The sequence below is a fragment of the Priestia abyssalis genome, assembly GCF_002019595.1.
GTDB classification, from domain to species: domain Bacteria; phylum Bacillota; class Bacilli; order Bacillales; family Bacillaceae_H; genus Bacillus_BA; species Bacillus_BA abyssalis.
Genome location: NZ_KV917369.1, coordinates 5,618,616 through 5,641,279 on the forward strand (window position 1 = coordinate 5,618,616; position 22,664 = coordinate 5,641,279).

The 22,664-nt window shown below is 39.2% G+C and carries 19 protein-coding genes and 2 tRNA genes; 19 read left to right on the top strand and 2 right to left on the bottom strand.

The genetic code is table 11. The features are described 5' to 3' along the window. The first annotated feature begins 51 nt into the window (after positions 1 to 51). The 10 genes from mfd (at position 52) to BK575_RS26955 (ending at position 10,303) form a co-directional block, all read left to right on the top strand. Positions 52 to 3,585, top strand: a complete 3,534-nt coding sequence (gene mfd, locus BK575_RS26915) for a transcription-repair coupling factor (protein ID WP_078414563.1) — start codon at positions 52 to 54, stop codon at positions 3,583 to 3,585. Positions 3,586 to 4,109: 524 nt separating this feature from the next. Then, positions 4,110 to 4,646, top strand: coding sequence for a stage V sporulation protein T (spoVT, locus tag BK575_RS26920; protein ID WP_078414564.1), 537 nt, complete (start codon positions 4,110 to 4,112; stop codon positions 4,644 to 4,646). 257 nt (positions 4,647 to 4,903) lie between these two features. Continuing rightward, positions 4,904 to 5,725, top strand: a complete 822-nt coding sequence (locus BK575_RS29240; protein ID WP_235867448.1) for an oligosaccharide flippase family protein — start codon at positions 4,904 to 4,906, stop codon at positions 5,723 to 5,725. Beyond that, positions 5,668 to 6,522 carry an MATE family efflux transporter gene (locus BK575_RS29245; protein ID WP_235867449.1) on the top strand — a complete coding sequence of 285 codons (855 nt, stop codon included), beginning with the start codon at positions 5,668 to 5,670 and terminating at the stop codon, positions 6,520 to 6,522. The genes BK575_RS29240 and BK575_RS29245 overlap by 58 nt, the downstream gene beginning before the upstream one ends. Positions 6,523 to 6,537: 15 nt before the next feature. After that, on the top strand, positions 6,538 to 8,004 hold the full coding sequence (yabN, locus tag BK575_RS26930; protein WP_078414565.1) for a bifunctional methyltransferase/pyrophosphohydrolase YabN: 1,467 nt from the start codon (positions 6,538 to 6,540) through the stop codon (positions 8,002 to 8,004). Between the two features lie 26 nt (positions 8,005 to 8,030). Next, positions 8,031 to 8,294: an RNA-binding S4 domain-containing protein gene (locus BK575_RS26935; protein WP_078414979.1), complete on the top strand. Its 264-nt coding sequence runs from the start codon at positions 8,031 to 8,033 to the stop codon at positions 8,292 to 8,294. A gap of 134 nt (positions 8,295 to 8,428) precedes the next feature. Beyond that, positions 8,429 to 8,734, top strand: coding sequence for a sporulation protein YabP (gene yabP, locus BK575_RS26940; protein WP_078414566.1), 306 nt, complete (start codon positions 8,429 to 8,431; stop codon positions 8,732 to 8,734). Further along, the gene (gene yabQ / locus BK575_RS26945; protein WP_078414567.1) at positions 8,731 to 9,354 is read left to right on the top strand and encodes a spore cortex biosynthesis protein YabQ; all 624 of its coding nucleotides are present in this window, start codon (positions 8,731 to 8,733) and stop codon (positions 9,352 to 9,354) included. Before yabP ends, yabQ begins: the two co-directional genes overlap by 4 nt. A 2-nt stretch (positions 9,355 to 9,356) precedes the next feature. Then, on the top strand, positions 9,357 to 9,740 hold the full coding sequence (locus BK575_RS26950; RefSeq protein ID WP_078414568.1) for an FtsB family cell division protein: 384 nt from the start codon (positions 9,357 to 9,359) through the stop codon (positions 9,738 to 9,740). Positions 9,741 to 9,814: 74 nt separating this feature from the next. Then, positions 9,815 to 10,303 (top strand): S1 domain-containing RNA-binding protein, encoded by a 489-nt coding sequence (locus BK575_RS26955; protein ID WP_078414569.1) that lies wholly within the window; start codon positions 9,815 to 9,817, stop codon positions 10,301 to 10,303. A 237-nt stretch (positions 10,304 to 10,540) separates the two neighbouring features. On the opposite strand, the gene BK575_RS26960 is transcribed toward BK575_RS26955, so the two are convergent. Both BK575_RS26960 and BK575_RS26965 read right to left on the bottom strand, forming a co-directional pair. Further along, positions 10,541 to 10,612, bottom strand: a tRNA-Glu gene (locus tag BK575_RS26960). Positions 10,613 to 10,623: 11 nt separating this feature from the next. After that, a tRNA-Met gene (locus BK575_RS26965) sits at positions 10,624 to 10,697 on the bottom strand. A gap of 308 nt (positions 10,698 to 11,005) precedes the next feature. On the opposite strand from BK575_RS26965, the gene spoIIE reads away from it, so the two are divergent. The 9 genes from spoIIE to cysK all read left to right on the top strand — a co-directional run bounded on the left by spoIIE (position 11,006) and on the right by cysK (position 22,477). Then, positions 11,006 to 13,483 carry a stage II sporulation protein E gene (gene spoIIE / locus BK575_RS26970; protein ID WP_078414570.1) on the top strand — a complete coding sequence of 826 codons (2,478 nt, stop codon included), beginning with the start codon at positions 11,006 to 11,008 and terminating at the stop codon, positions 13,481 to 13,483. A gap of 243 nt (positions 13,484 to 13,726) precedes the next feature. Beyond that, entirely contained in the window at positions 13,727 to 14,464 is a 738-nt protein-coding gene (locus BK575_RS26975) for a vWA domain-containing protein (RefSeq protein ID WP_078414571.1), read from the top strand. Continuing rightward, positions 14,433 to 15,410: a protein kinase domain-containing protein gene (locus BK575_RS26980; RefSeq protein WP_078414572.1), complete on the top strand. Its 978-nt coding sequence runs from the start codon at positions 14,433 to 14,435 to the stop codon at positions 15,408 to 15,410. The genes BK575_RS26975 and BK575_RS26980 overlap by 32 nt, the downstream gene beginning before the upstream one ends. Before the next feature lie 106 nt (positions 15,411 to 15,516). After that, on the top strand, positions 15,517 to 16,896 hold the full coding sequence (gene tilS, locus BK575_RS26985) for a tRNA lysidine(34) synthetase TilS (protein WP_078414573.1): 1,380 nt from the start codon (positions 15,517 to 15,519) through the stop codon (positions 16,894 to 16,896). A 29-nt stretch (positions 16,897 to 16,925) separates the two neighbouring features. Next, the gene (gene hpt / locus BK575_RS26990; RefSeq protein WP_028397383.1) at positions 16,926 to 17,465 is read left to right on the top strand and encodes a hypoxanthine phosphoribosyltransferase; all 540 of its coding nucleotides are present in this window, start codon (positions 16,926 to 16,928) and stop codon (positions 17,463 to 17,465) included. Positions 17,466 to 17,565: 100 nt separating this feature from the next. Then, on the top strand, positions 17,566 to 19,491 hold the full coding sequence (gene ftsH, locus BK575_RS26995) for an ATP-dependent zinc metalloprotease FtsH (protein ID WP_078414574.1): 1,926 nt from the start codon (positions 17,566 to 17,568) through the stop codon (positions 19,489 to 19,491). Positions 19,492 to 19,695: 204 nt separating this feature from the next. Continuing rightward, positions 19,696 to 20,469 (top strand): type III pantothenate kinase, encoded by a 774-nt coding sequence (locus tag BK575_RS27000; protein ID WP_078414575.1) that lies wholly within the window; start codon positions 19,696 to 19,698, stop codon positions 20,467 to 20,469. Between the two features lie 70 nt (positions 20,470 to 20,539). Beyond that, on the top strand, positions 20,540 to 21,418 hold the full coding sequence (hslO, locus tag BK575_RS27005; protein ID WP_078414576.1) for an Hsp33 family molecular chaperone HslO: 879 nt from the start codon (positions 20,540 to 20,542) through the stop codon (positions 21,416 to 21,418). 132 nt (positions 21,419 to 21,550) lie between these two features. Then, positions 21,551 to 22,477: a cysteine synthase A gene (gene cysK, locus BK575_RS27010; protein ID WP_078414577.1), complete on the top strand. Its 927-nt coding sequence runs from the start codon at positions 21,551 to 21,553 to the stop codon at positions 22,475 to 22,477. The last annotated feature ends 187 nt before the right edge of the window (positions 22,478 to 22,664 follow it).

Sequence of the window (22,664 nt, forward strand, 5' to 3'; positions counted from 1 at the left end):
CCAAAGCATTTTTCTATTTATATAAATTGTTTCACGGGAGGAGGGAATCCTTTGTTAGGGATTAAAAAATATTTTTATGAAACAGAAGATATTCAAGCTGTTGTCGGAAGTTTAGAAGAAGGGTTAAGCGAGCAAATGATTGCCGGCTTATCAGGATCTTCCCGTTCCATTTTGGCAGCATCTTTGTATGAAAAAAAGCAGCATCCTTTATTGATTGTGACACATAATTTATATCAAGCACAAAAATTCTATGAGGATTTAATTAATTTATTGCCGGAAGAGCCTATTTTCTTGTATTCTTCCAACGATTTGATCGCTTCAGAGATCGCAACGGCAAGTCCGGAGCTTCGAGCTCAGCGTATGGAAGTCTTAAATTATTGGAGCGGTCAATCAAAAGGGATAATCGTTACTCCGATTTCAGGTTTGAGAAAATTGCTTCCACCGAAAGCTTTATGGCAAAAGAGTCAGCTTGTCTTCAAAACGGGGGAAGAAATTGAGCTTGAGGAACAGTTGGTTAAACTAGTTACCCTAGGATACGAGCGTGTAGGAATGGTGTCATCTCCTGGTGAATTCAGTATCAGGGGGGGGATTATCGATATTTATCCGTTGACAGAGGAACTGCCGGTACGTATCGAACTATTTGATACAGAGATTGATTCTATTCGGACATTTACAATAGAAGATCAACGTTCGCAGAAAAAAATGAATGAAATAACGATTGGCCCTGCAGTGGAAATGGTTTTTACGGATGGTGATTTACAAAGAGGAATTTCTTCACTAGAAAAAGGGTTGGCTGCTACGATCAAGAAAGTGAAAGATTCAACCGTAAAGGAAAAAATCTTGGAGCAGGTCGGACAAGAACTAGAGCAATTAAAGCAAGGGTCGGTTCCGGAACATGTGTTTAAATACGTATCTTTATTCTACGAAAAACCTACAAGTTTACTAGATTATGTTCCAGATCATACGGTGGTTATGTTTGATGAAACGACACGTATTCATGAGATGTCAGACCAATTAGATAAAGAAGAAGCAGATTGGATTACAGATTTACTTGCTGCGGGAGAAATTATTCACGGTGTGGCGTTATCTCAAAGGTTAAGCCATTTAATTGGAAAAATGACGAAAAGAAGAATATATTTATCCTTATTTTTAAAGCATATTCCGTTTGCGAATCCGCAGAATATTATCAATATATCCTGTAAATCGATGCAGCAGTTTTATGGACAAATGAATTTGCTAAAAAGTGAAGTTGATCGTTGGCTAAAAAGCAATATGGCAGTTGTTTTACTGGGAGCAAATCAAGAACGTGTAGAAAAACTCGAACGCGTGCTGGCGGATTATGAGATTAGCGCGTCCATACTCTCGAACGATAGCAACATCGTTCAAGGGAAGGTTCAAATCATGCAAGGGGACTTGCAAGCTGGCTTTGAGCTCCCGATGCAAAAATTAGCTGTATTAACGGAAGAAGAGTTATTTAAAAAGCGTGCGAAAAAAACGCAGAGACGACAAAAATTATCAAATGCTGAACGAATTAAAAGTTACTCCGAGTTAAACATCGGAGATCATGTAGTTCACATTAATCATGGAATCGGAAGATATTTAGGAATTGAAACACTTGAAATTAATGGTATACACAAAGATTATATCCATATTAAATATGAGGGCAGCGACAAACTGTATGTCCCGGTGGAACAAATTGATCAAGTACAAAAATATGTCGGGTCCGAGGGGAAAGAGCCAAAGCTTTATAAGCTTGGAGGAAATGAATGGAAAAAGGTTAAAAAGAAAGTAGAATCTTCGGTACAAGACATTGCGGATGATCTCATCAAACTATATGCAGAGCGTGAGGCAAGTAAAGGTTATGCCTTCTCGCCGGATGGAGATATGCAGCGATCGTTTGAAACATCTTTCCCTTATCAGGAAACGGATGATCAGTTGCGTTCTATTCAAGAAATTAAACGTGATATGGAACAGGAACGACCGATGGATCGATTGCTTTGCGGGGATGTAGGATATGGAAAAACGGAAGTGGCAATACGTGCTGCTTTTAAGGCAATTAGCGATGGAAAGCAAGTAGCCTTTTTAGTACCTACAACTATTTTAGCCCAACAGCATTACGAAACGATTAGGGAGCGCTTTCAAGATTATCCGGTTAATATTGGATTGCTCAGTCGTTTTCGTACGAGAAAGCAGTTGCAGGAGACAACAAAAGGCCTGAAAAATGGAACGGTGGATATTGTAGTGGGAACCCATCGTCTTCTTTCAAAGGATGTTACTTATAAAGACTTAGGTCTATTGATTATTGATGAAGAACAGCGTTTTGGTGTAACGCATAAAGAAAAAATCAAACAGATGAAAACGAATGTAGATGTGCTGACGTTAACGGCCACTCCTATTCCGCGTACCTTGCATATGTCTATGCTGGGAGTAAGAGACTTATCTGTTATCGAAACTCCGCCTGAAAACCGTTTTCCTGTTCAAACGTATGTGGCCGAATATAACCCTGGATTGGTGAGAGAAGCAATTGAACGGGAATTAGCGCGTGATGGGCAAGTATACTTCTTATATAACCGCGTAGAGGATATTGAAAGAAAAGCAGAGGAAATTTCGATGCTTGTTCCAGATGCCCGGGTGGCATTTGCACACGGAAAAATGAATGAAAATGAACTAGAAGCGGTTATTTTAAGCTTTTTAGAAGGGGAATATGATGTATTGGTTAGTACAACCATCATTGAAACAGGCGTTGATATTCCGAATGTTAATACACTGATTGTGCATGATGCAGATAAGATGGGGTTATCTCAACTTTATCAATTACGGGGGCGCGTAGGCCGTTCCAGTCGTGTTGCTTATGCTTATTTTACGTATCGAAAAGATAAGGTATTAACGGAAGTGGCAGAAAAAAGACTTCAAGCAATTAAAGAGTTCACGGAGTTGGGGTCTGGTTTTAAAATTGCCATGAGGGATTTATCGATCCGAGGGGCAGGAAACCTTCTTGGGGCTCAACAGCATGGGTTTATTGATTCTGTAGGGTTTGATTTATACTCACAAATGCTTAAAGAAGCCATCGAAGCAAGAAAAGTAGATGGAGAAGAGAAAAAAGAGGTATTTGAGGTAGAAGTCAATGTTGACATTGACGCGTATATTCCAGATCAATATATCGCAGATGGACGTTTGAAAATTGAGATGTATAAACGTTTCCGAGCGATTGAAACATTAGAAGATGTACAAGAGCTTCAGGAAGAAATGATTGATCGATTTGGAGACTATCCGGAAGAAGTGGCTTATTTGTTTAAAATTGCTGAAATGAAAGTATACGCGAAGTTGTATCTAGTGGAATCCATTATGCAAGCAAAACAAAATGTCACCATTTTATTATCGGAAGAAGCAAGTGACACGATTGATGGAGCGAAGCTTTTTAAGGCGGGTAATGAATTTGGACGGATGATCAGTTTGGGTATGGAAGGTAAAAAAGTCAAAATGGTCATCAATACAAAGGGTCTTGCCCAAGAAAAGTGGCTGGACATTGCTTATCAAATGATTAAAGATTTGCCTAATGTTCAACGTGAAAGTGTTAAGAGTTAAGGGCATCAAAAGAGACAGTTTCATAAACCTCGTATAGAATACAATATGATTTTTCTGAAAAGACCCGCGACTGAATCTTTAGGTAGCTGGATTTTCGTGACGTTTTCCTTCGGAAGGATAGCCTATAAGGGTATGTTTAATTCCCTTTAAGCTATCCTCCTTTTATTTATCTTGCATTCAAGGGTAGCCCAATTTCTGTTTAAAACCTCGGATGAAAATTTATTTTTATTCAATTTCCATTTTTTTCATAAAAGAGTTTGAATAAAAGAGGACAAGGGTACAAATTATACAACACAACGATATTCCTTTTATCTCCCTTTGTAGAAATTTAAGGTTTGGTTTTGAAAGAAGTCGTTAATGGTTATAGTGGGGACTTTTTAACAAAAAAAAGATACGGTTGGTGTATAGAAGTTCATTTGTGAAGGATACTAATTTCAACACTGGTGATATCTTCAAACAAAGGACATGATGAACATTATCACCAATTCATTTTTAATCATCATATGAAAGTGAGGCTTCCATGGATGAAAGCAACAGGTATAGTTCGTCGTATTGATGATTTAGGTCGGGTAGTCATACCGAAAGAAATTAGAAGAACATTACGTATTCGAGAGGGAGATCCATTAGAAATATTTGTAGATCGCGATGGAGAAGTTATTTTAAAGAAATATTCCCCCATCAGTGAATTAAGCGATTTTGCAAAAGAATATGGAGAGGCTTTGTATGACAGTCTTGGCCATCCGGTACTCATTTGTGATCGGGATGCCTTCATTGCTGTAGCGGGAGGATCCAAAAAAGAATATTTAAATAAAAATGTTAGTGAATTAGTAGAAGAAGTGATGGAAAGTCGAAACTCTGTATTAGTGTCTGACCAAAAGCAGATTGAGCTTGTAGAAGGGCATGAAGAAGACGTCACGTCGTATACAATAGGTCCAATTATAGCAAGTGGTGACCCTATCGGTGCAGTTGTCATTTTCTCAAAAGATAAAGCACTTAGTGAAATTGAACATAAGGCAGTCGAAACGGCGGCAGGGTTTCTATCGCGTCAAATGGAGCAATAGAAACGACAGTCAGCGGGACGAGCTTCGGGTATTTATCTCATACTATTTCTTTCTTGCACGGCTTGATTTCTGTGCGTATGTATAAAGCCTAAATCATCACACAGATAATAATTGAATACGACTGTAGGGGTGTCTAAAAAGCATGATTGCTCTTAGACACCCTTATTATTTTTTGTTTACTTTCCATTTCCCGCTAGAAACTCATGATATAATTACTGTTGTTCTTTTTCAAAAATAGGAGGGACGAGTAAGAAAAGGTGAAGAAAATAGATGGACATCTAGTGAAGCGACCGCTTCAACATGTATGGAACGGGGCTGTGGTTTTAACTTTGGCAGCTTTAATATCTAAAATATTAAGCGCTGGGTACCGTATCCCTTATCATTACATTGCTGGAGATATAGGATTTTATATTTATCAACAAATCTACCCTTTCTACGGATTAGCCGTGTTATTCAGCACTTACGGATTTCCAGTCATTATTTCTAAATTAGTAGCAGAAGAGGTGAGTCGTGGAAAAAAGGATGCTGTGGATCATATTGTAAAAGTATCTTTTTTGACATTGTCCCTGTTTAATTTGCTGCTATTTTTGCTTCAGTACATAGGCGCCGAACGAATGGCTGCCTTGATGGGAGACCCGAAGCTTGCGGATCTTATTAGAGTGGTATCGTTTGCCTTTTTGCTTACTCCTTTTATTGCTGCCTTCAGGGGATATTACCAAGGTTTAAATAATATGGTTCCTACTGCTGTTTCACAAGTGACGGAGCAGATAGTTAGAGTAGCGACCATCCTTATTTTTTCTTACCTGTTATTAAAAAGCGGTTATGGAATATATGAGGCAGGAACGGGGGCTGTTTTTGGTTCTATTACAGGTGGCTTTGCAGCTCTTGCTATCTTGCTTTTATTTTTCTTCAAGAGTGGAGGAAAGTTTTGGTGTCAAAAGCCGGTAAAAAGAGAAAGAGATGATACAAAAAAATTATATCGACTCTTTTCATTCAAGGAACGCTGGCTTGCGTCAGTGGGATGGGAATTTTATTCATTCAGTTTATTGACTCCTTTACATTATATAGCCAGCTTGTAGAGGGAGGATTAGATAAAGAGACTGCCAAAATCGTTAAAGGCGTTTATGACCGTGGATTGCCTCTTATTCAATTAGGTACGGTGGTAGGTACAGCATTTTCCCTTTCACTCGTTCCTGTCATTTCTTCCGCTGTTTTAAAAAAAGATGAATGTGTCTTAAGAGAGAAAACGGAATTATCTATTCGCTTATCTTTCGTTATAGGAACGGGAGCTGTGTTAGGGTTAAACGGGCTTATGCACTCTGTTAATATCTTGCTGTATGGAGATGCAGCTGGAACAGATATGCTTAAGATTTTTTGCATGACGATTCTCTTTACAACGATTGCTGCCACTACAGCTGCCATTTTACAAGGTATGGGGCATGCAAAAATCTCTGCTCTAACTATGGTAATAGGAATGATGGTTAAATGGGGATTAAATATATGGTTGATTCCTTTTTGGGGGACGACTGGGGCAGCGGTTTCCTCTGTCACCAGTTTTGCTTTTGTTTCAGGAATAAACAGCCTCTACCTTTACAGAGAGGGGCGTTTGCCTGTTATTCAAAGAAAAACGCTTCAAGTGACTCTTAAAGCAGGAATAGCTATGGTGTTATTGTTGTTCGTATATACACAAGCGCTGCATTGGATGAGCCCTCCTTCTTCTGAGCGGAGCCTTCAAACAGTGTGGGAGGCTTTAAGCGGTGTAGTGGTTGGAGGAATTATATATATACGGCTTGTTTTACGTAATGGCTTGTTTACGCGTCAAGAGGTGTTAAATATTCCTTATGGGGATAAACTGTCTAAATGGATTGAGCCTTGAATGGAGGATAGAAGTATGAAAAAAGAAATCAAAATTATCGGACTGGGTGCCGGTGATATAGAACAACTAACCATTGGGATGTGGAAAGAACTGAAAAACGCCCAGCATCTATTTTTAAGAACAAAAGAGCATCCGGTTATCGAAGATTTAATGAAAGAGAACATTTCATTTCTTTCTTTCGACTCGGTGTATGAAAAATGGGATACATTTGAAAAAGTATATGAGGAAATTGTGGAAGAACTGCTTAAGGCTGCGGATATAAAAGGTTCCATCGTTTACGCCGTTCCAGGTCATCCTCTCGTTGCAGAACGTGCTGTTCAACTGTTATTGGAAAAAGGCAATGCGAGAGGAATTGATGTAACAGTAAAAGGTGGACAAAGCTTTTTAGATCCTATTTTTGCCGCTCTACATATTGATCCAATCGAAGGATTCCAGCTATTAGACGGGACAGTGTTGAAGAGAGAAGAATTACAGTTAACCAACCACGTGCTGATTGCTCAAGTATATGATCAATTCACGGCGTCAGACGTAAAACTGACTTTGATGGAAGAACTGCCTGATGATTATGAGGTTTACATTGTGACGGCGGCAGGAAACAGCGGAGAGGAAATTAAAAAAGTGAAATTGTATGAGTTGGATCATCAAGTGACCCTCAGTAATTTAACGACTGTTTATGTACCGCCGGTGAAACAACCTGAAACGCTTTATCACCAGTTTGAGATGCTCCGTGAAATCATCGCGACTTTAAGAGGACCGAATGGATGTCCGTGGGATCGGAAACAAACCCATGAATCGTTAAAACCTTATTTAATTGAGGAAGCCTACGAACTGATTGAAGCGATTGATGAACAAGATGATGATCATATGATGGAAGAACTTGGAGATGTTTTGCTTCAAATTATGCTTCATGCTCAAATCGGTGAAGATGAAGGCATGTTTACCATTTCTGACGTGATTCGTACCCTTTCTGAAAAAATGGTTCGTCGCCATCCCCATGTATTTGGAGACGTGAAAGCGGAGGATGCTGAACAAGTTGTAGCCAATTGGAATGAAATCAAAAAAGCAGAAAAGGGAAAACAAGAGAATTCCTTGATGGAAAGCGTGAATAAACAGGCTACTAGTCTGATGAAAGCCTATCAGTATCAAAAAGCTGCTGCCAAAGTGGGATTCGACTGGGATGCGGTAGAACCAATGTGGGAAAAGGTTGATGAAGAAATTAAAGAATTTCAAGCGGAAGTAAAAAGTGCTCATGATAAAACAGAGGCGATGCGCAAGGAATTTGGAGATATTTTATTTGCATTAGTGAACATAGCAAGGTTTTATAAAATTGATCCGGAAGTAGCTTTGGCAGGGACGAATCATAAATTTTCGAGACGTTTTCAGTATATTGAAAAACGGGTAAAGGAATTGAACCGTCCTTTTTCATCATTTACCCTTGAAGAATTGGATCAATTTTGGAATGAAGCAAAAAAAAGCGAATGATAGCAGAGGGAGAGTGCTGGAATATGATGAGATTAGATAAATTTTTGAAGGTTTCGCGCTTAATCAAAAGACGCACTTTAGCGAAAGAAGTAGCCGATCAAGGGCGTATCAGCATTAATGGAACGGTAGCCAAGGCGAGTACAAATGTAAAAGAAGGAGACGAATTGACCGTCCGATTTGGTACGAAGGTCGTAACGATTCGTGTGGAAGCATTGCAGCAAACGGCTAAAAAAGAGGAAGCAGGCAACTTATATACCATATTAAAAGAAGAAAAGATACCAAGCGAATAAGAGTATGATCAGGTGACAGGGCTTGTTCTAAAATATTTTTCATCCTCATATGTTTAAACAAAAGAATGTGAGAACGAGAGACGCTGAAGAATGGGGAGTGTCGGAGTTCTCATTTACGGAGATGGGGGATGAAGATGAATCAATATTATGATGTGAACAATACCGGCAAAGATCAGACTCCAAATCATGATGTTATCATGAAGGGCAGAAGGCTTCTCGATATTACAGGGGTTAAACAAGTAGAAAGTTTTGACAACGAAGAGTTCTTGCTAGAGACCGTCATGGGTTTTTTATCGATTAGAGGACAAAATCTCCAAATGAAAAATTTGGATGTTGATAAAGGGATTGTGTCGATAAAGGGAAAAGTTTTTGATATCCTTTATTTAGATGAAAATCAATCGGAGAAAGCTAAAGGATTTTTTAGCAAGTTATTCCGATGACGTTAACGACTCAATTTTATACCATTCTTTCTATGATTGCGATGGGCAGTTATTTAGGTGCTGCCCTTGATACGTATCAATTTTTTTTAAACCGGTCAAAACGGGCTGTTTGGATTGTTTTTATAAATGATCTGCTATTTTGGGTTGTTCAGGCCTTATTGTTTTTTTACGTCTTATTCTATGTGAATGAGGGAGAATTACGCTTATATGCTTTTTTAGCTATTTTATGTGGTTTTGCTGCTTATCAAAGTTTATTTAAACACCTTTATATGCGATTATTGAAGATGACGGTTCATATGGTTATTCAGACATATCGCCTTGTGGTTAGGCTGATTCAAGTGTTGGTTGTGAAACCAGCTCTGTTTCTTTTTCACTTGTTAATCATGACGCTGTTATTCTTTTGGAAAAGCTGTTTAGCTGTGCTAAAAATCAGCTGGAAAATCATATGGATCCCCACTCGGTGGATTGGACAACTTCTATGGCGAATGGTGCCTAAAAATGTAAAGTCTTTTTTGCATGCTTCTTTCAAGCATATAGAAGGATTTTATAAAAAAATCAAGAATACGAAACAGAGGATAAAATCGTGGATTGATTATTTTAAGAAGAAGGAGGATGAGTAGTCATGAGTGCCATACGGAAAAAGAACGTAACACAGCTGAATACAGAATATGTTTCCCAGCAGCAAAACATGCAGGAAAATTCAAACCGGAAACGTATAGGACTCATTAGACGATTGACGGTGTTTGGCATTTTGGTTGCGTTGGTTTCGATCATGATGGTTTCTACTCTGATCTCTCAAGCTTCAGCTATATCGGATAAGAAAAAGGAAAAAGCGCAATTAACCGAGCAATTGTCGCAGCTTAAGCAAAAAGAAAAAGATTTAGAGGAAGAAGTTGTGAAACTGAATGATGAGGAATACATTAAAAAAATTGCCAGAAGAGATTATTTCCTATCAGAAGAAGGTGAAATTATCTTCAATGTGCAAGAGGGGTCTTCATCTAATTGACAGTGTAAATTTGCTTTAGGTATAATTACAATAAATTGTTTTTTTTATATTTTTTAAGGAGGAGCATTTTTTTTATGTCAATTGAAGTAGGCAGCAAGTTACAGGGAAAGGTAACAGGCATTACTAATTTCGGAGCGTTTGTAGAACTGTCGGAAGGATCAACAGGTTTAGTTCACATTAGTGAAGTTGCGGATAACTATGTAAAAGACATTAATGATCATCTAAAAGTAGGTGACCAAGTAGAGGTTAAGGTCATTAACGTAGAGAAAGATGGCAAGATTGGCCTTTCGATTAAAAAGGCAAAAGAACAACAACCTCAACAAAGCCGTGAAGGATACCAAAATCGTGAAGGTCGTCCGGCATATCAAGGACGTGAAGGATACCGTCCGAATCCAAACCGCAGTCGAAATGATCGTAACCGAAACCATGATCGTGATCGTGGCGGAAAAGAAAATTTCGAACAAAAAATGGCACGCTTCTTAAAAGACAGCGAAGATCGCTTATCTTCCCTGAAGCGTCACACTGAGTCTAAACGAGGTGGACGCGGAGCAAAACGAGGCTAACTTGTTGCTTATTTTAGATAAATAATGACGAGTCCGATGAAAACACCCTTAATTAACTTAAGGGTGTTTTTATTATGGGGGAAAAAGCGTATGTTGGGCGAGCTGAAAATCCTCTTGTTGAAGGAAAACATAAACTGAAAGATTCATACAAATAAGACATTTATTCGGATGGTAAACTCTTTAAGGTTCATATCACCATAAAAAGAAGGCACTGCTAAAAGCAGTGCCTTCTTTTTATGACCCGTACGGGATTCGAACCCGTGTTACCGCCGTGAAAGGGCGGTGTCTTAACCGCTTGACCAACGGGCCGTATATAAAAGTAGCGGCGGAGGGGATCGAACCCCCGACCTCACGGGTATGAACCGTACGCTCTAGCCAGCTGAGCTACACCGCCATGTTTTTATCTCTAAGAGACAATTAATATCATATCTTTTTTTGTTTGAAAAGTCAATACGTTTTTTGTTGAAAATGATCAAAATGAACTTGCCTATGTGAATAAAAGAAAAAAGATCCTCAATTTTTACGACATATTTCATTGTTCAAACGTCATTATACACTGATAACCTCACATTTTGTATGGTTTTTGCAGGAAGAACAGAAAATAGTCGAACAATTCTTTAATAATCATTCGTCTTTTGACAAAAAATGAAAATTATTTTCTATATAATTACAAATAAGTATCTTTATTCGGGTGGTGAGGACATGCAAAAGACAGAGAGAAACTATGCAGAACCAGTAACGGAAGTAGTGTTTAATAGAACGAAAATGGAGTTTTCAAAGTTTTGGAATCAATTGAATATTAAAATGGAAAAAGTCCTGTTTGAATGGGGATTATTATTACTTGCCGTAGGTTTTTTGTTAGGACGAGCCCTCATCTTAGCAAAAATCATGCCTTTTGCTCTTCCTTTCATCGCAACCGTCTATTTGATGAAAAAAGAAAAAACGGGAGCGGTAGTATTATCGGTTTTGGCGGGCGCCTTTTCGATTTCCCTTCAAAACGGGGGATTTGTACTAGCTTCTATCGTCGTATTTCTGATATTCAATCGGTTGAGTGGTATGATTGAAATGGATGTGTATAAAAAACTTCCTTTTACTATTTTCTTCACGATGTTGTTTACTAAGCTTAGTATCTTCTACTTATGGATGAAACAATTAACTGGCTATGATGCCTTGTTCGTCTCTGTAGAAGCAGGACTGAGCTTCATCCTCACCATGATTTTTCTCCAGAGCGTTCCCCTTTTATCTACTAAAAAAAGCCGCCAATCTTTAAAAACAGAAGAAGTTATTTGTTTAATCATTCTTTTGTCTTCTGTCTTAACAGGGACAATCGGATGGCAATTTTACGGATTGTCTTTTGAACATGTTTTATCGCGTTATTTAGTTTTGTTATTTGCTTTTGTGGCAGGAGCTACCGTTGGTTCGACAGTGGGGGTTGTAACGGGATTAATCTTAAGTCTTGCTAATGTAGCAAGCTTATATGAGATGAGCTTGCTGGCTTTTTCCGGTTTGTTAGGAGGTTTATTGAAAGATGGCAGACGACTGGGTACTTCTGTAGGCCTTCTTATCGGAACATCACTTATTGGATTATACGGAGAAAATAACCAGATTTTATCGGCGAACTTATATGAATCAGTCGCGGCTGTTCTTTTATTCCTTTTAACTCCTGGAAGCTGGATTCAAAAGATAGGAAAACTGATACCGGGGACAAATGAAAACACAATAGAACAGCAACAGTACTTACGTAAGATCCGAGATGTGACCGCCAATAGAGTTGAACAATTCTCTGATGTATTTGATGCGTTGTCTAAAAGTTTTTCCCAAAATGGATTGTATGAAGAAACAAAAAATGAGGCACGGGATGTAGACTTTTTCCTGAGCAACGTGACAGAAAGAACTTGTCAGCTCTGTTTTAAAAAAGAACAGTGCTGGGCCTATCAATTTGATAAAACATATGAGTATATGACGGGAATTATGCATGAAATGGAACAAGGTACAATACAGCAGAATACGAAACTGCTGCGTGATATGGACAAGCATTGTGTAAAAGCGAAAAAGGTTATTGAAGTAATCGAACAAGAATACACGTTTTTCCAAGCTAACCAAAAGCTAAAACAGCAGATTAGAGAAAGTAGGAGAATTGTAGCGGAACAGCTGTCTGGAGTTTCGCAAGTCATGCAAAATTTTGCTCAAGAAATCAAACGCGAACGTGAGAACCTCTATATTCAAGAAGAGCAGATTCTAGAAGTTTTAAAGAACTTTGGTATCGAAATCAATCAAATCGAAATATATAGTTTAGAACAAGGAAACGTTGATATAGATATGTGGACGCCATTTTGCAATGGAAGAGGGGAATGTGAAAAACTAATTGCTCCGATGCTTTCCGATATCCTGGGCGAAACGATTATGGTCAAGCATGAAGAATGTGCATCTTATCCTCAAGGTTATTGTCATGTTTCATTTGGTTCTACCAAAGCGTACGTCATTGAAACGGGAGTTGCCCATGCAGCCAAAGGCGGGGGATTCGTATCAGGCGACAGTTACGCTACTCTTGAATTGAACTCCGGGAAGTACGCTGTAGCCATTAGTGATGGCATGGGGAATGGAGAAAGAGCACATTATGAAAGTCATGAAACGCTGCAGCTGCTTAAGCAGATTTTACAAACAGGAATCGAAGAAACCATTGCCATTAAATCGGTCAACTCCATCTTATCTCTGCGGACAAACGATGAAGTATTTTCTACCTTAGATTTGGCGATTATCGACTTGCAAGACGCTCATTCTAAATTTTTGAAAATTGGATCAACCCCAAGCTTTGTAAAAAGAGGGAACCAAGTGATTAGAATACAGGCGAATAATTTGCCGATGGGAATTATTGAAGATTTTGAAGTGGATGTAGTCAGTGAACAACTAAAGGCAGGGGACCTGCTTATTATGATGACGGATGGGGTATTTGAAGGTCCGAAGCATGTGGAGAATTATGATATGTGGATGAAAAGAAAAATATCAGAACTTCAGACATCCGATCCCCAGGAAATTGCAGATTTAGTGATGGAAGAAGTAATTCGAACGCGCTCTGGCATGATTGAAGACGATATGACGGTAGTCGTGGCGAAGGTAGAGCATAATATCCCGAAATGGTCATCTATCCCTGCTTTCAGCTACAAGAAGAAAGCTTTATAGAGGTTGTTCAAAAAGTCCGGGAAAAATGACCGTCGAATTTCCGCGTCAGCTTGCTTTTTCGCTACTCACGTATTAAGAGCATACGCTCCGTTGCTCAAAGCGGCGCTTCCTTGAACTTCTCGGTCCTTTTTGTCCTCCTTTTTGAACACACACTTATAGAGAAGAAATGTCCCCTTCTAAAAGGTATATTTTCTAGATGGAGCGTCAAAGATGGTAATAATGCTACACTAGGAGGGGACTAGAGTGAAAAAAGGAACCATCAAGCAAATGCTAGTCATTACGGATGGTGGCTCGAACACTGGAGAAGATCCCATTGCTATGGCTGCTTTGGCGAGAGAACAAGGGATAACGGTCAACGTCATTGGTGTCATCGAGGAAAATGTTATTGACGAGCAGAGTATGAAAGAGATTGAAGGAATTGCCATGTCAGGTGGAGGCGTTAACCAAATTGTTTATGCGCAAGAACTTTCACAGACCGTCCAAATGGTGACAAGACAGGCGATGACTCAAACTTTACAAGGGGTAGTCAATAAAGAGCTTCAACAAATACTGGGGTCGCGTGTACAAATGGAAGATTTGCCTCCTGAAAAAAGAGGAGAAGTCATGGAAGTTGTGGATGAATTAAGTGAAACAGTAGACTTAGAAGTATTGGTTTTAGTAGATATGAGTGCCAGTATGAAAAATAAACTTCCTACAGTTAAGGAGGCTTTATTGGATTTATCACTAAGTTTAAATGCAAGAATGGGAGATAACATGTTCTCTATTTTTTTATTTCCAGGGAAAAAGAAAGAGGTAGAAAAACTTCTGGATTGGACCCCGAAACTGGAATCTATGTCAACTATCTTTCCAAAATTAACGGCAGGCGGCATTACCCCTACTGGCCCGGCTATACGGGAAGCTTTGCATTACTTTAAGCAAAAACGCTCGTTAAGGAGTTTGTTGAGCCGTGATGAACGATCGATTGAAGAATCAGGTATGTAATCTGCCTTCCGGTACGTTGATTAAAGGGAAATGGCATCAATCAGTTTACCGTCTTGTAAAAAAATTAGGCACGGGTGCTACAGGTGTCGTATATTTGGCTGAATCTTCAAGAGAATTAGTTGCTCTGAAAATTAGTTTTAATAATATGTCCGTTACGTCAGAAGTGAATGTACTTAGACATTTTTCTAAGGTCCATGGAAAAGTCCTTGGGCCTTCTTTGCTAGATGTGGATGATTGGGACAGTAAATTAAACAGCGGCCCCCTTTCTTTTTACGTGATGGAATATTTAAAGGGTGAGCCTTTTTTAGATTTTATCCAAAAGCGAGGGTCTGAATGGACGGGTATTTTGATTGTACAGTTATTAAATGATCTTCAACATCTTCATGAAGCTGGATGGGTGTTTGGTGATTTAAAGCCGGAAAACATCATTGTAACGATGGCTCCTGTTAAGGTAAGGTGGTTAGATGTAGGAGGAACGACTTTAGTTGGAAGATCTGTTAAAGAATTTACCGACTTTTATGATCGGGGGCATTGGAGTCTTGGGACGAGAAAGGCGGAACCTTCCTATGACCTATTTGCTGCCGCCATGATTATGATAAATGCCGCTTACCCAAAACGGTTTGCAAGACAAGAGAATAGCCTTCTCCAATTAAAACAATTAATTGAGGAAAGTTCTATGCTGCGTCCGTATCGTCATTGCTTAATTAAAGCTCTTACGGGTAAATATGAACACGCTGCCCAAATGAGAACGGATTTGTTGAAACAGCTGAGCGGAGAACCTGTGCAAGAAAATGACGTAACATTGAAAACGTCAAAAAGTAAAAAGAAAGTCCAGAGCCGAACAGCAAAACGAAAGAAAAAGAAATACCACTTACTAGAGACCGTTTTATTATTCCTATCCTTGATGGTAGCATATGCCATGTATGTTCTCATTCAAACATGGTGAAAACTTATGGAGAAAATGTGAAACTTTTTCCTGTTTTTTTCGTATATACAAAATTAATGATACATTTAACCTATCATTTATTTTTGGTAAGGGCTGATTTTGTTTTATGGAACAACAAGTTGAAGAATTTATTAAAAGGCATTCATTGCTGGAACCTGGAAAAAGGGTGTTGGTAGGAGTTTCGGGCGGTCCTGATTCTTTAGCCCTTTTGCATCTTTTATGGACTATGAAAGAGGAAAAAGGTATCTCCATTGTTGCAGCTCACCTCGATCATATGTTTAGGGGAGGCGAATCGGAGGAAGATATGAAGTATGTAGTAGACTTCTGCCAGAAACGGGGGATTGCATGTGAGGCTGCTCAAATAAATGTTTCCTTGTATCAAAAGGAAAAGGGAATAGGAGCTCAGGTTGCTGCCCGAGAGTGCCGCTATCAATTTTTTGCAGACGTGATGGAAAAGGTCGGGGCGTCCTATCTGGCCCTTGCCCACCATGGAGACGATCAAATTGAAACGATTTTAATGAGGCTTGTACGGGGCAGTACGATGATGGGGTATGCAGGTATTCGAGCAAAACGTCCCTTTGGCGGAGGGTTTATCATTCGCCCGTTCTTATCTGTAGATAAAGAACAAATTCTTGCTTACTGCCAATACCATGACTTGAAGCCAAGATTGGATCAAAGTAATGAGAAAGAAGTCTATACCAGAAACAGATTTCGACGTCATGTTTTATCTTTTTTAAAGGAAGAGAATGCACAAACCCATAAACAATTTCAATCTTATAGTGAAAAATTGTTAGAAGATGCACAATACTTGGAGGAATTAACGGTCCAAGCAATGAATAAAGTAATGGAAAGGAAAAAAGAAGAAATCATCCTTAGAAGAGAAGAATTTCTTCAAGTGCGTAAACCTTTACAAAGAAGAGGGATTCAACTAATATTAAACTATCTTTATAAGGAAATTCCTCCATCTCTTTCCTCGGTTCATGTTGACAATCTTTTGACCTTTCTTGAAAGGGAACAACCATCCGGTGCACTTCACTTCCCTGGTGGCTTAAAAGTTGTTCGTTCATATAATGATTGCTTGTTTACATTCCGATGGCAGGAATCTTCACCTTATACATATCCACTGAAGATCCCTGGATGTGTGAGTCTGCCGGATGGGCGTAAAATCGTATGTGAAATACATAACCAACTTTCTGTAGAAACAGGAGGAAATGATAGTTTGGTGTTAGATGCCTGTAAGCTGACCCTGCCTTTATTCGTTCGTACAAGAAAAAACGGCGATAAAATAACAGTTAAGGGGATGAAGGGAACGAAAAAGGTAAAGGATATTTTTATTGATGAAAAAATACCTTTAGCCAAACGAGATACTTGGCCTATCATCGAAGATGGTTCCGGTCGTATTTTGTGGTTACCCGGATTAAAAAAATCAGCTTATGAATCGGAACCCATACATGGTGGAAAGTATGTTATTTTATACTATAAGTAGTGAAGAACTTCTAGGAGGCAAGTAGGCAAATGAATCAAGATATTCAAGAAATTTTGATTACTGAAGAAGAAATACAAGAGAAAGTGAAGGATCTGGGCAAACTGTTAACAGAGGAATACAATGATAAATTCCCTTTAGTTATCGGTGTTTTAAAAGGTGCGATGCCTTTTATGTCAGATTTAGTAAAGCGCATTGATACATATTTGGAAATGGATTTTATGGATGTATCAAGTTATGGTCATTCGACTGTATCTTCTGGAGAAGTAAAAATCATCAAGGATTTAAATACTTCTGTAGAGGGAAGAGATTTGCTGATTATGGAGGATATCATTGACAGCGGGTTAACACTTAGCTACTTAGTCGAATTATTCAAACACCGTAAAGCAAATTCAATCAAAATCGTCACTCTTTTAGACAAACCAACTGGTCGAAAAGCGAAAATTGAAGCAGATTATGTCGGCTTTAATGTCCCAGATGCATTTGTAGTGGGATATGGATTAGATTACCAAGAGAAATACCGTAATTTGCCTTATATTGGCGTGTTAAAACCGGAAGTGTACAGCAACTAAAAGCGGGTTATTGTTATAGCCTCAGCCAAATTTGTTGTATAGGATAAATTCTCTATGATACTATTTAAGATAGTTTGTTTACTATGGGAGGAGGTAAGGGATGAATCGCATCTTCCGTAATACCATATTTTACTTGCTTATTTTCTTAGTAATCATTGGTGTAGTTAGCTTTTTCAGTGGTTCAAACCAACAAACTGAGCCGATGAGTTACGATACATTCATTAGTCATCTTGAAAAAGGTGATGTAGAGTCCCTCTCCATGAAGCCGGAGCGGGGAGTCTTTGAAGTACGTGGTAAGCTTAAAACCTATGATAAAGATAAGCAATTTTTAACGTATATCACAAATGGTGATCAAGCGTTAGATCGTATTGATGCTGCAGCACAAAGTTCTGAAATTAACATCATGCCTGCTGAAGAAACAAGCGGGTGGGTGACATTCTTTACATCCATCATTCCGTTTGTCATTATCTTTATTTTATTCTTCTTCTTGCTGAATCAAGCGCAAGGCGGCGGCAGTCGAGTGATGAACTTCGGAAAAAGCAAAGCGAAGCTCTATACCGAAGAGAAAAAGAAAGTGAAATTTAAAGACGTGGCTGGTGCTGATGAAGAAAAGCAAGAATTAGTCGAAGTGGTAGAGTTTTTAAAAGACCCTCGTAAGTTTGCTGAATTAGGTGCCCGTATTCCAAAAGGGGTTTTGCTTGTAGGACCTCCTGGAACTGGTAAAACCCTATTGGCAAGAGCTGTAGCAGGTGAAGCTGGTGTACCGTTTTTCTCTATCAGTGGTTCTGACTTCGTAGAAATGTTTGTCGGTGTCGGTGCTTCACGTGTTCGTGATTTGTTTGAAAATGCGAAGAAAAATGCACCTTGTATCATTTTCATTGATGAGATTGATGCTGTTGGACGTCAACGTGGTGCAGGATTAGGCGGCGGTCACGATGAACGTGAACAAACGCTTAACCAATTGCTTGTTGAAATGGATGGATTTGGTGCAAACGAAGGGATTATTATCGTAGCCGCTACGAACCGTCCGGATATTCTGGATCCAGCGTTATTGCGTCCAGGTCGATTTGACCGTCAAATCACAGTGGATCGTCCAGATGTAAACGGACGTGAAGCGGTATTGAAAGTACATGCTCGTAATAAGCCTTTAGATAACTCTGTTGATTTAAAAGCTATTGCCATGCGTACTCCGGGCTTTTCGGGAGCCGATTTGGAAAACCTGTTAAACGAAGCTGCATTAGTAGCTGCGAGACAGGATAAAAAGAAAATTGATATGACAGATATCGATGAAGCAACTGATCGTGTCATTGCAGGGCCTGCAAAGAAAAGTCGTGTAATCTCCCAAAAAGAACGAAATATTGTTGCTTATCATGAAGCAGGGCATACAATCATCGGTGTCGTTTTGGATGAAGCGGATATGGTACATAAAGTAACCATTGTCCCGCGCGGCCAAGCGGGTGGATATGCTGTCATGTTACCGAAAGAAGATCGTTATTTCATGACAAAACCTGAGCTTCTGGACAAAATTACGGGCTTGCTCGGAGGCCGTGTTGCTGAAGAGATTGTCTTTGGAGAAGTAAGTACTGGAGCTCACAACGATTTCCAACGTGCGACAAGCATTGCTCGTCGTATGATAACAGAATATGGAATGAGTGATAAGTTGGGGCCAATGCAGTTTGGTCAATCACAAGGCCAAGTGTTCTTAGGACGAGACCTTCACAACGAGCAAAACTATAGTGATGCTATCGCTCATGAAATTGATATGGAAATGCAGCGTTTCATTAAAGATTGTTATGAGCGCGCTAGACAAATTCTGACTGAAAATCGTGATAAGCTTGAATTGATTGCTCAAACGCTTTTAAAAGTAGAAACTTTAGATGCAGCGCAGATTAAGCATTTAGTGGAGCAGGGGAAACTTCCTGAAAGAACTACAGAACTAGAAGCGGGAGACTCACCAGAAGATGTTAAAGTTAACATTCAGTCGAAAAAGGATGAGTCTGATAATAGCGATGAATTAAAGAATTGATATGGTTTTTATTCAAGCTGTTAGCTTTCCTATTTAAATAATTAAAAATCGCTCTTTATCTCTCTTATTTTGTGAGATAGAGGGCGATTTTTTGTACAATGGATTAAATGTTGGGAAATTATTGTAAGGTATGGGCGCGCTTTTAGTAGTTATGATATGATGGTGGCAGTATAAATACTGAATATAGATAAAGTGGTGATTAGATTGATTTTTGTATTAGATGTGGGGAATACAAATACAGTTTTAGGTGTATACGAAGGGGAAGAATTAAAGTATCACTGGCGTATGGAAACGAGTCGTAATAAAACAGAAGATGAATATGGTATGGTTGTCAAAGCTTTGTTTGAGCATGTTGGTTTATCTTTTCAAGACATAAGTGGTATTATTATTTCCTCTGTTGTGCCGCCAATTATGTTTTCGTTAGAACGGATGTGCCAAAAATATTTTCATTTAAAACCTTTGATTGTAGGACCTGGAATAAAAACAGGTCTAAATATTAAATATGAAAATCCGCGCGAAGTAGGAGCCGACCGTATTGTAAACGCTGTTGCAGGTATCCATTTATATGGGAGTCCTTTGATCATTGTCGATTTCGGTACAGCAACTACTTATTGTTATGTTGATGAAGATAAACAGTATATGGGTGGGGCCATTGCGCCGGGTATCACTATTTCCACAGAAGCCTTATATTCACGCGCGGCAAAATTACCAAGGATTGAGATTGCAAGGCCGAATGATATTGTAGGGAAAAATACGGTTGCTGCTATGCAAGCGGGGATTGTTTATGGTTATGTAGGACAAGTCGAAGGAATTGTTTCACGGATGAAAGCTCAATCTAAAGTTGAACCGAAAGTGATTGCCACAGGAGGTTTGGCTACATTGGTCGCAAAAGAATCGGACATTATTGATGTGGTAGATCCGTTTTTAACATTAAAAGGCCTGCAGCTAATTTATACAAAGAACGTAGAACAGGTGTAAAAGGGTAGCTAAAGGACAATTGAATTACTCCTTTATTATTCTTAAAGAACCTGAGAAAGGTGTGCATTCAATGAGTGACTATCTTGTAAAAGCACTGGCTTTTGACGGTCAAGTGCGTGCGTACGCATCAACAACAACTGAAACGGTAAGTGAGGCACAAAAACGTCATTATACATGGCCGACAGCTTCAGCTGCTCTTGGAAGAACAATGACAGCGGGTGTAATGATGGGGGCGATGCTAAAAGGAGACAGTAAATTGACAATCAAAGTAGAGGGAGGCGGACCTATCGGACTCATTCTTGTAGATAGCAATGCCAAAGGACAAGTAAGGGGTTATGTTACAAACCCTCAGACTCACTTTGATTTAAATGAACAAGGGAAACTAGATGTAAGAAAAGCGGTAGGAACGACAGGAAGTTTGAGTGTTGTAAAGGATTTGGGACTGAGAGAAAACTTTACAGGACAAGTGCCGATTGTTTCGGGTGAGCTTGGCGAAGACTTGACTTATTATTTTGTTTCTTCTGAACAGACTCCTTCGTCCGTAGGAGTTGGAGTACTTGTAAATCCAGATAACTCTATTTTGGCAGCGGGCGGTTTTATTATTCAGTTAATGCCAGGAATCGAAGAAGATAAGATTACGATGATTGAAGAGCGTTTAGGAAAGATTCCTCCTATTTCCCGACTAATTCAACAAGGTCTTTCGCCGGAAGAAATTTTAACGCAATTACTTGGCGAGGAGAATCTAAAAATCCTTGAAAAAATGCCGGTAGAATTCCGTTGTCAATGTTCAAAAGAGCGTATTGGAAATGCTATTGTCAGCTTAGGAAAAGAAGAAATCCAGGCGATGATCGAGGAAGATGGAAAAGCAGAGGCTCAATGCCATTTCTGTAATGAAAAATATGTATTTTCTAAAGAAGAACTAGAACAAATGCAGGAAAATGCGAAATAAGATGGAAAAATAATAAGGGTGCAAAATAAAACCCTTATTATTTTTTTATAGGTAAAAAGATTGACAATTTGGAAAATGCCTGTTAAATTGTTATTAAATCCAATAAACTTAGTCGGGATTAGGAGTGATTATATGACACGTGTAGCAAACTCGGTGGCGGACCTAATTGGTCAAACGCCTGTTGTAAAGTTAAATAAGCTAGTGGAAGAAGATATGGCAGATGTATATTTGAAGCTTGAATTTATGAATCCTGGAAGCAGTGTGAAAGACCGTATTGCTTTAGCGATGATTGAAGCTGCAGAAGAAAATGGTTCTTTAAAATCAGGAGATACGCTTGTGGAACCTACAAGTGGAAATACTGGAATTGGCTTAGCGATGGTAGCGGCAGCAAAAGGCTATAAAGCCATTCTAGTAATGCCGGATACGATGAGTATGGAGCGTCGTAACTTACTTCGCGCATATGGAGCAGAGCTTATATTGACTCCAGGCAGTGAAGGAATGGGCGGAGCAATCCGTAAAGCGGAAGAACTAGCGAAAGAGCATGGATATTTCATGCCGCAACAATTTAAAAATGAAGCAAATCCAGAGGTTCATCGCCGTACTACCGGAAAAGAAATTGTGGAACAAATGGGTGAGCAGTTAGATGCCTTTATTGCAGGTGTCGGGACTGGAGGGACGATTACAGGTGCTGGAGAAGTACTGCGCAAAGCGTATCCGTCCATTAAAATTTATGCTGTAGAGCCAACGGATTCACCGGTACTGAGCGGAGGGAAGCCTGGTCCTCATAAAATTCAAGGAATTGGTGCAGGGTTTGTCCCGTCTATTTTAAATACAGAAGTGTATGAAGGAATCGTTAAAATCAAAAATGAAGAAGCGTTTGAATATGCCCGCAAAGCAGCAAGAGAAGAAGGAGTGCTTGGTGGTATTTCTTCAGGGGCTGCCATTGCTGCAGCTCTTAAGGTAGCAAAAGAACTGGGTAAAGGGAAAAAAGTGTTGGCTGTTCTTCCGAGCAATGGGGAACGTTATTTGAGCACACCTTTGTATCAATTTGAAGAATAGAACAGGCTTCCTGGAATAATGGAAAGTACATTATTTTAGGATTTCTATTACAATGAAGCGTCACGGATAGTCCGATTAACAAGGACCTTCCTGGCGCTTTATTTAATTAAAGAGTAGCTTATCTTCTCTGATTTGCAGTAGAGATCCTTTTGAAAGAACATAATATAACTAGTCAAGCTGTTAACCA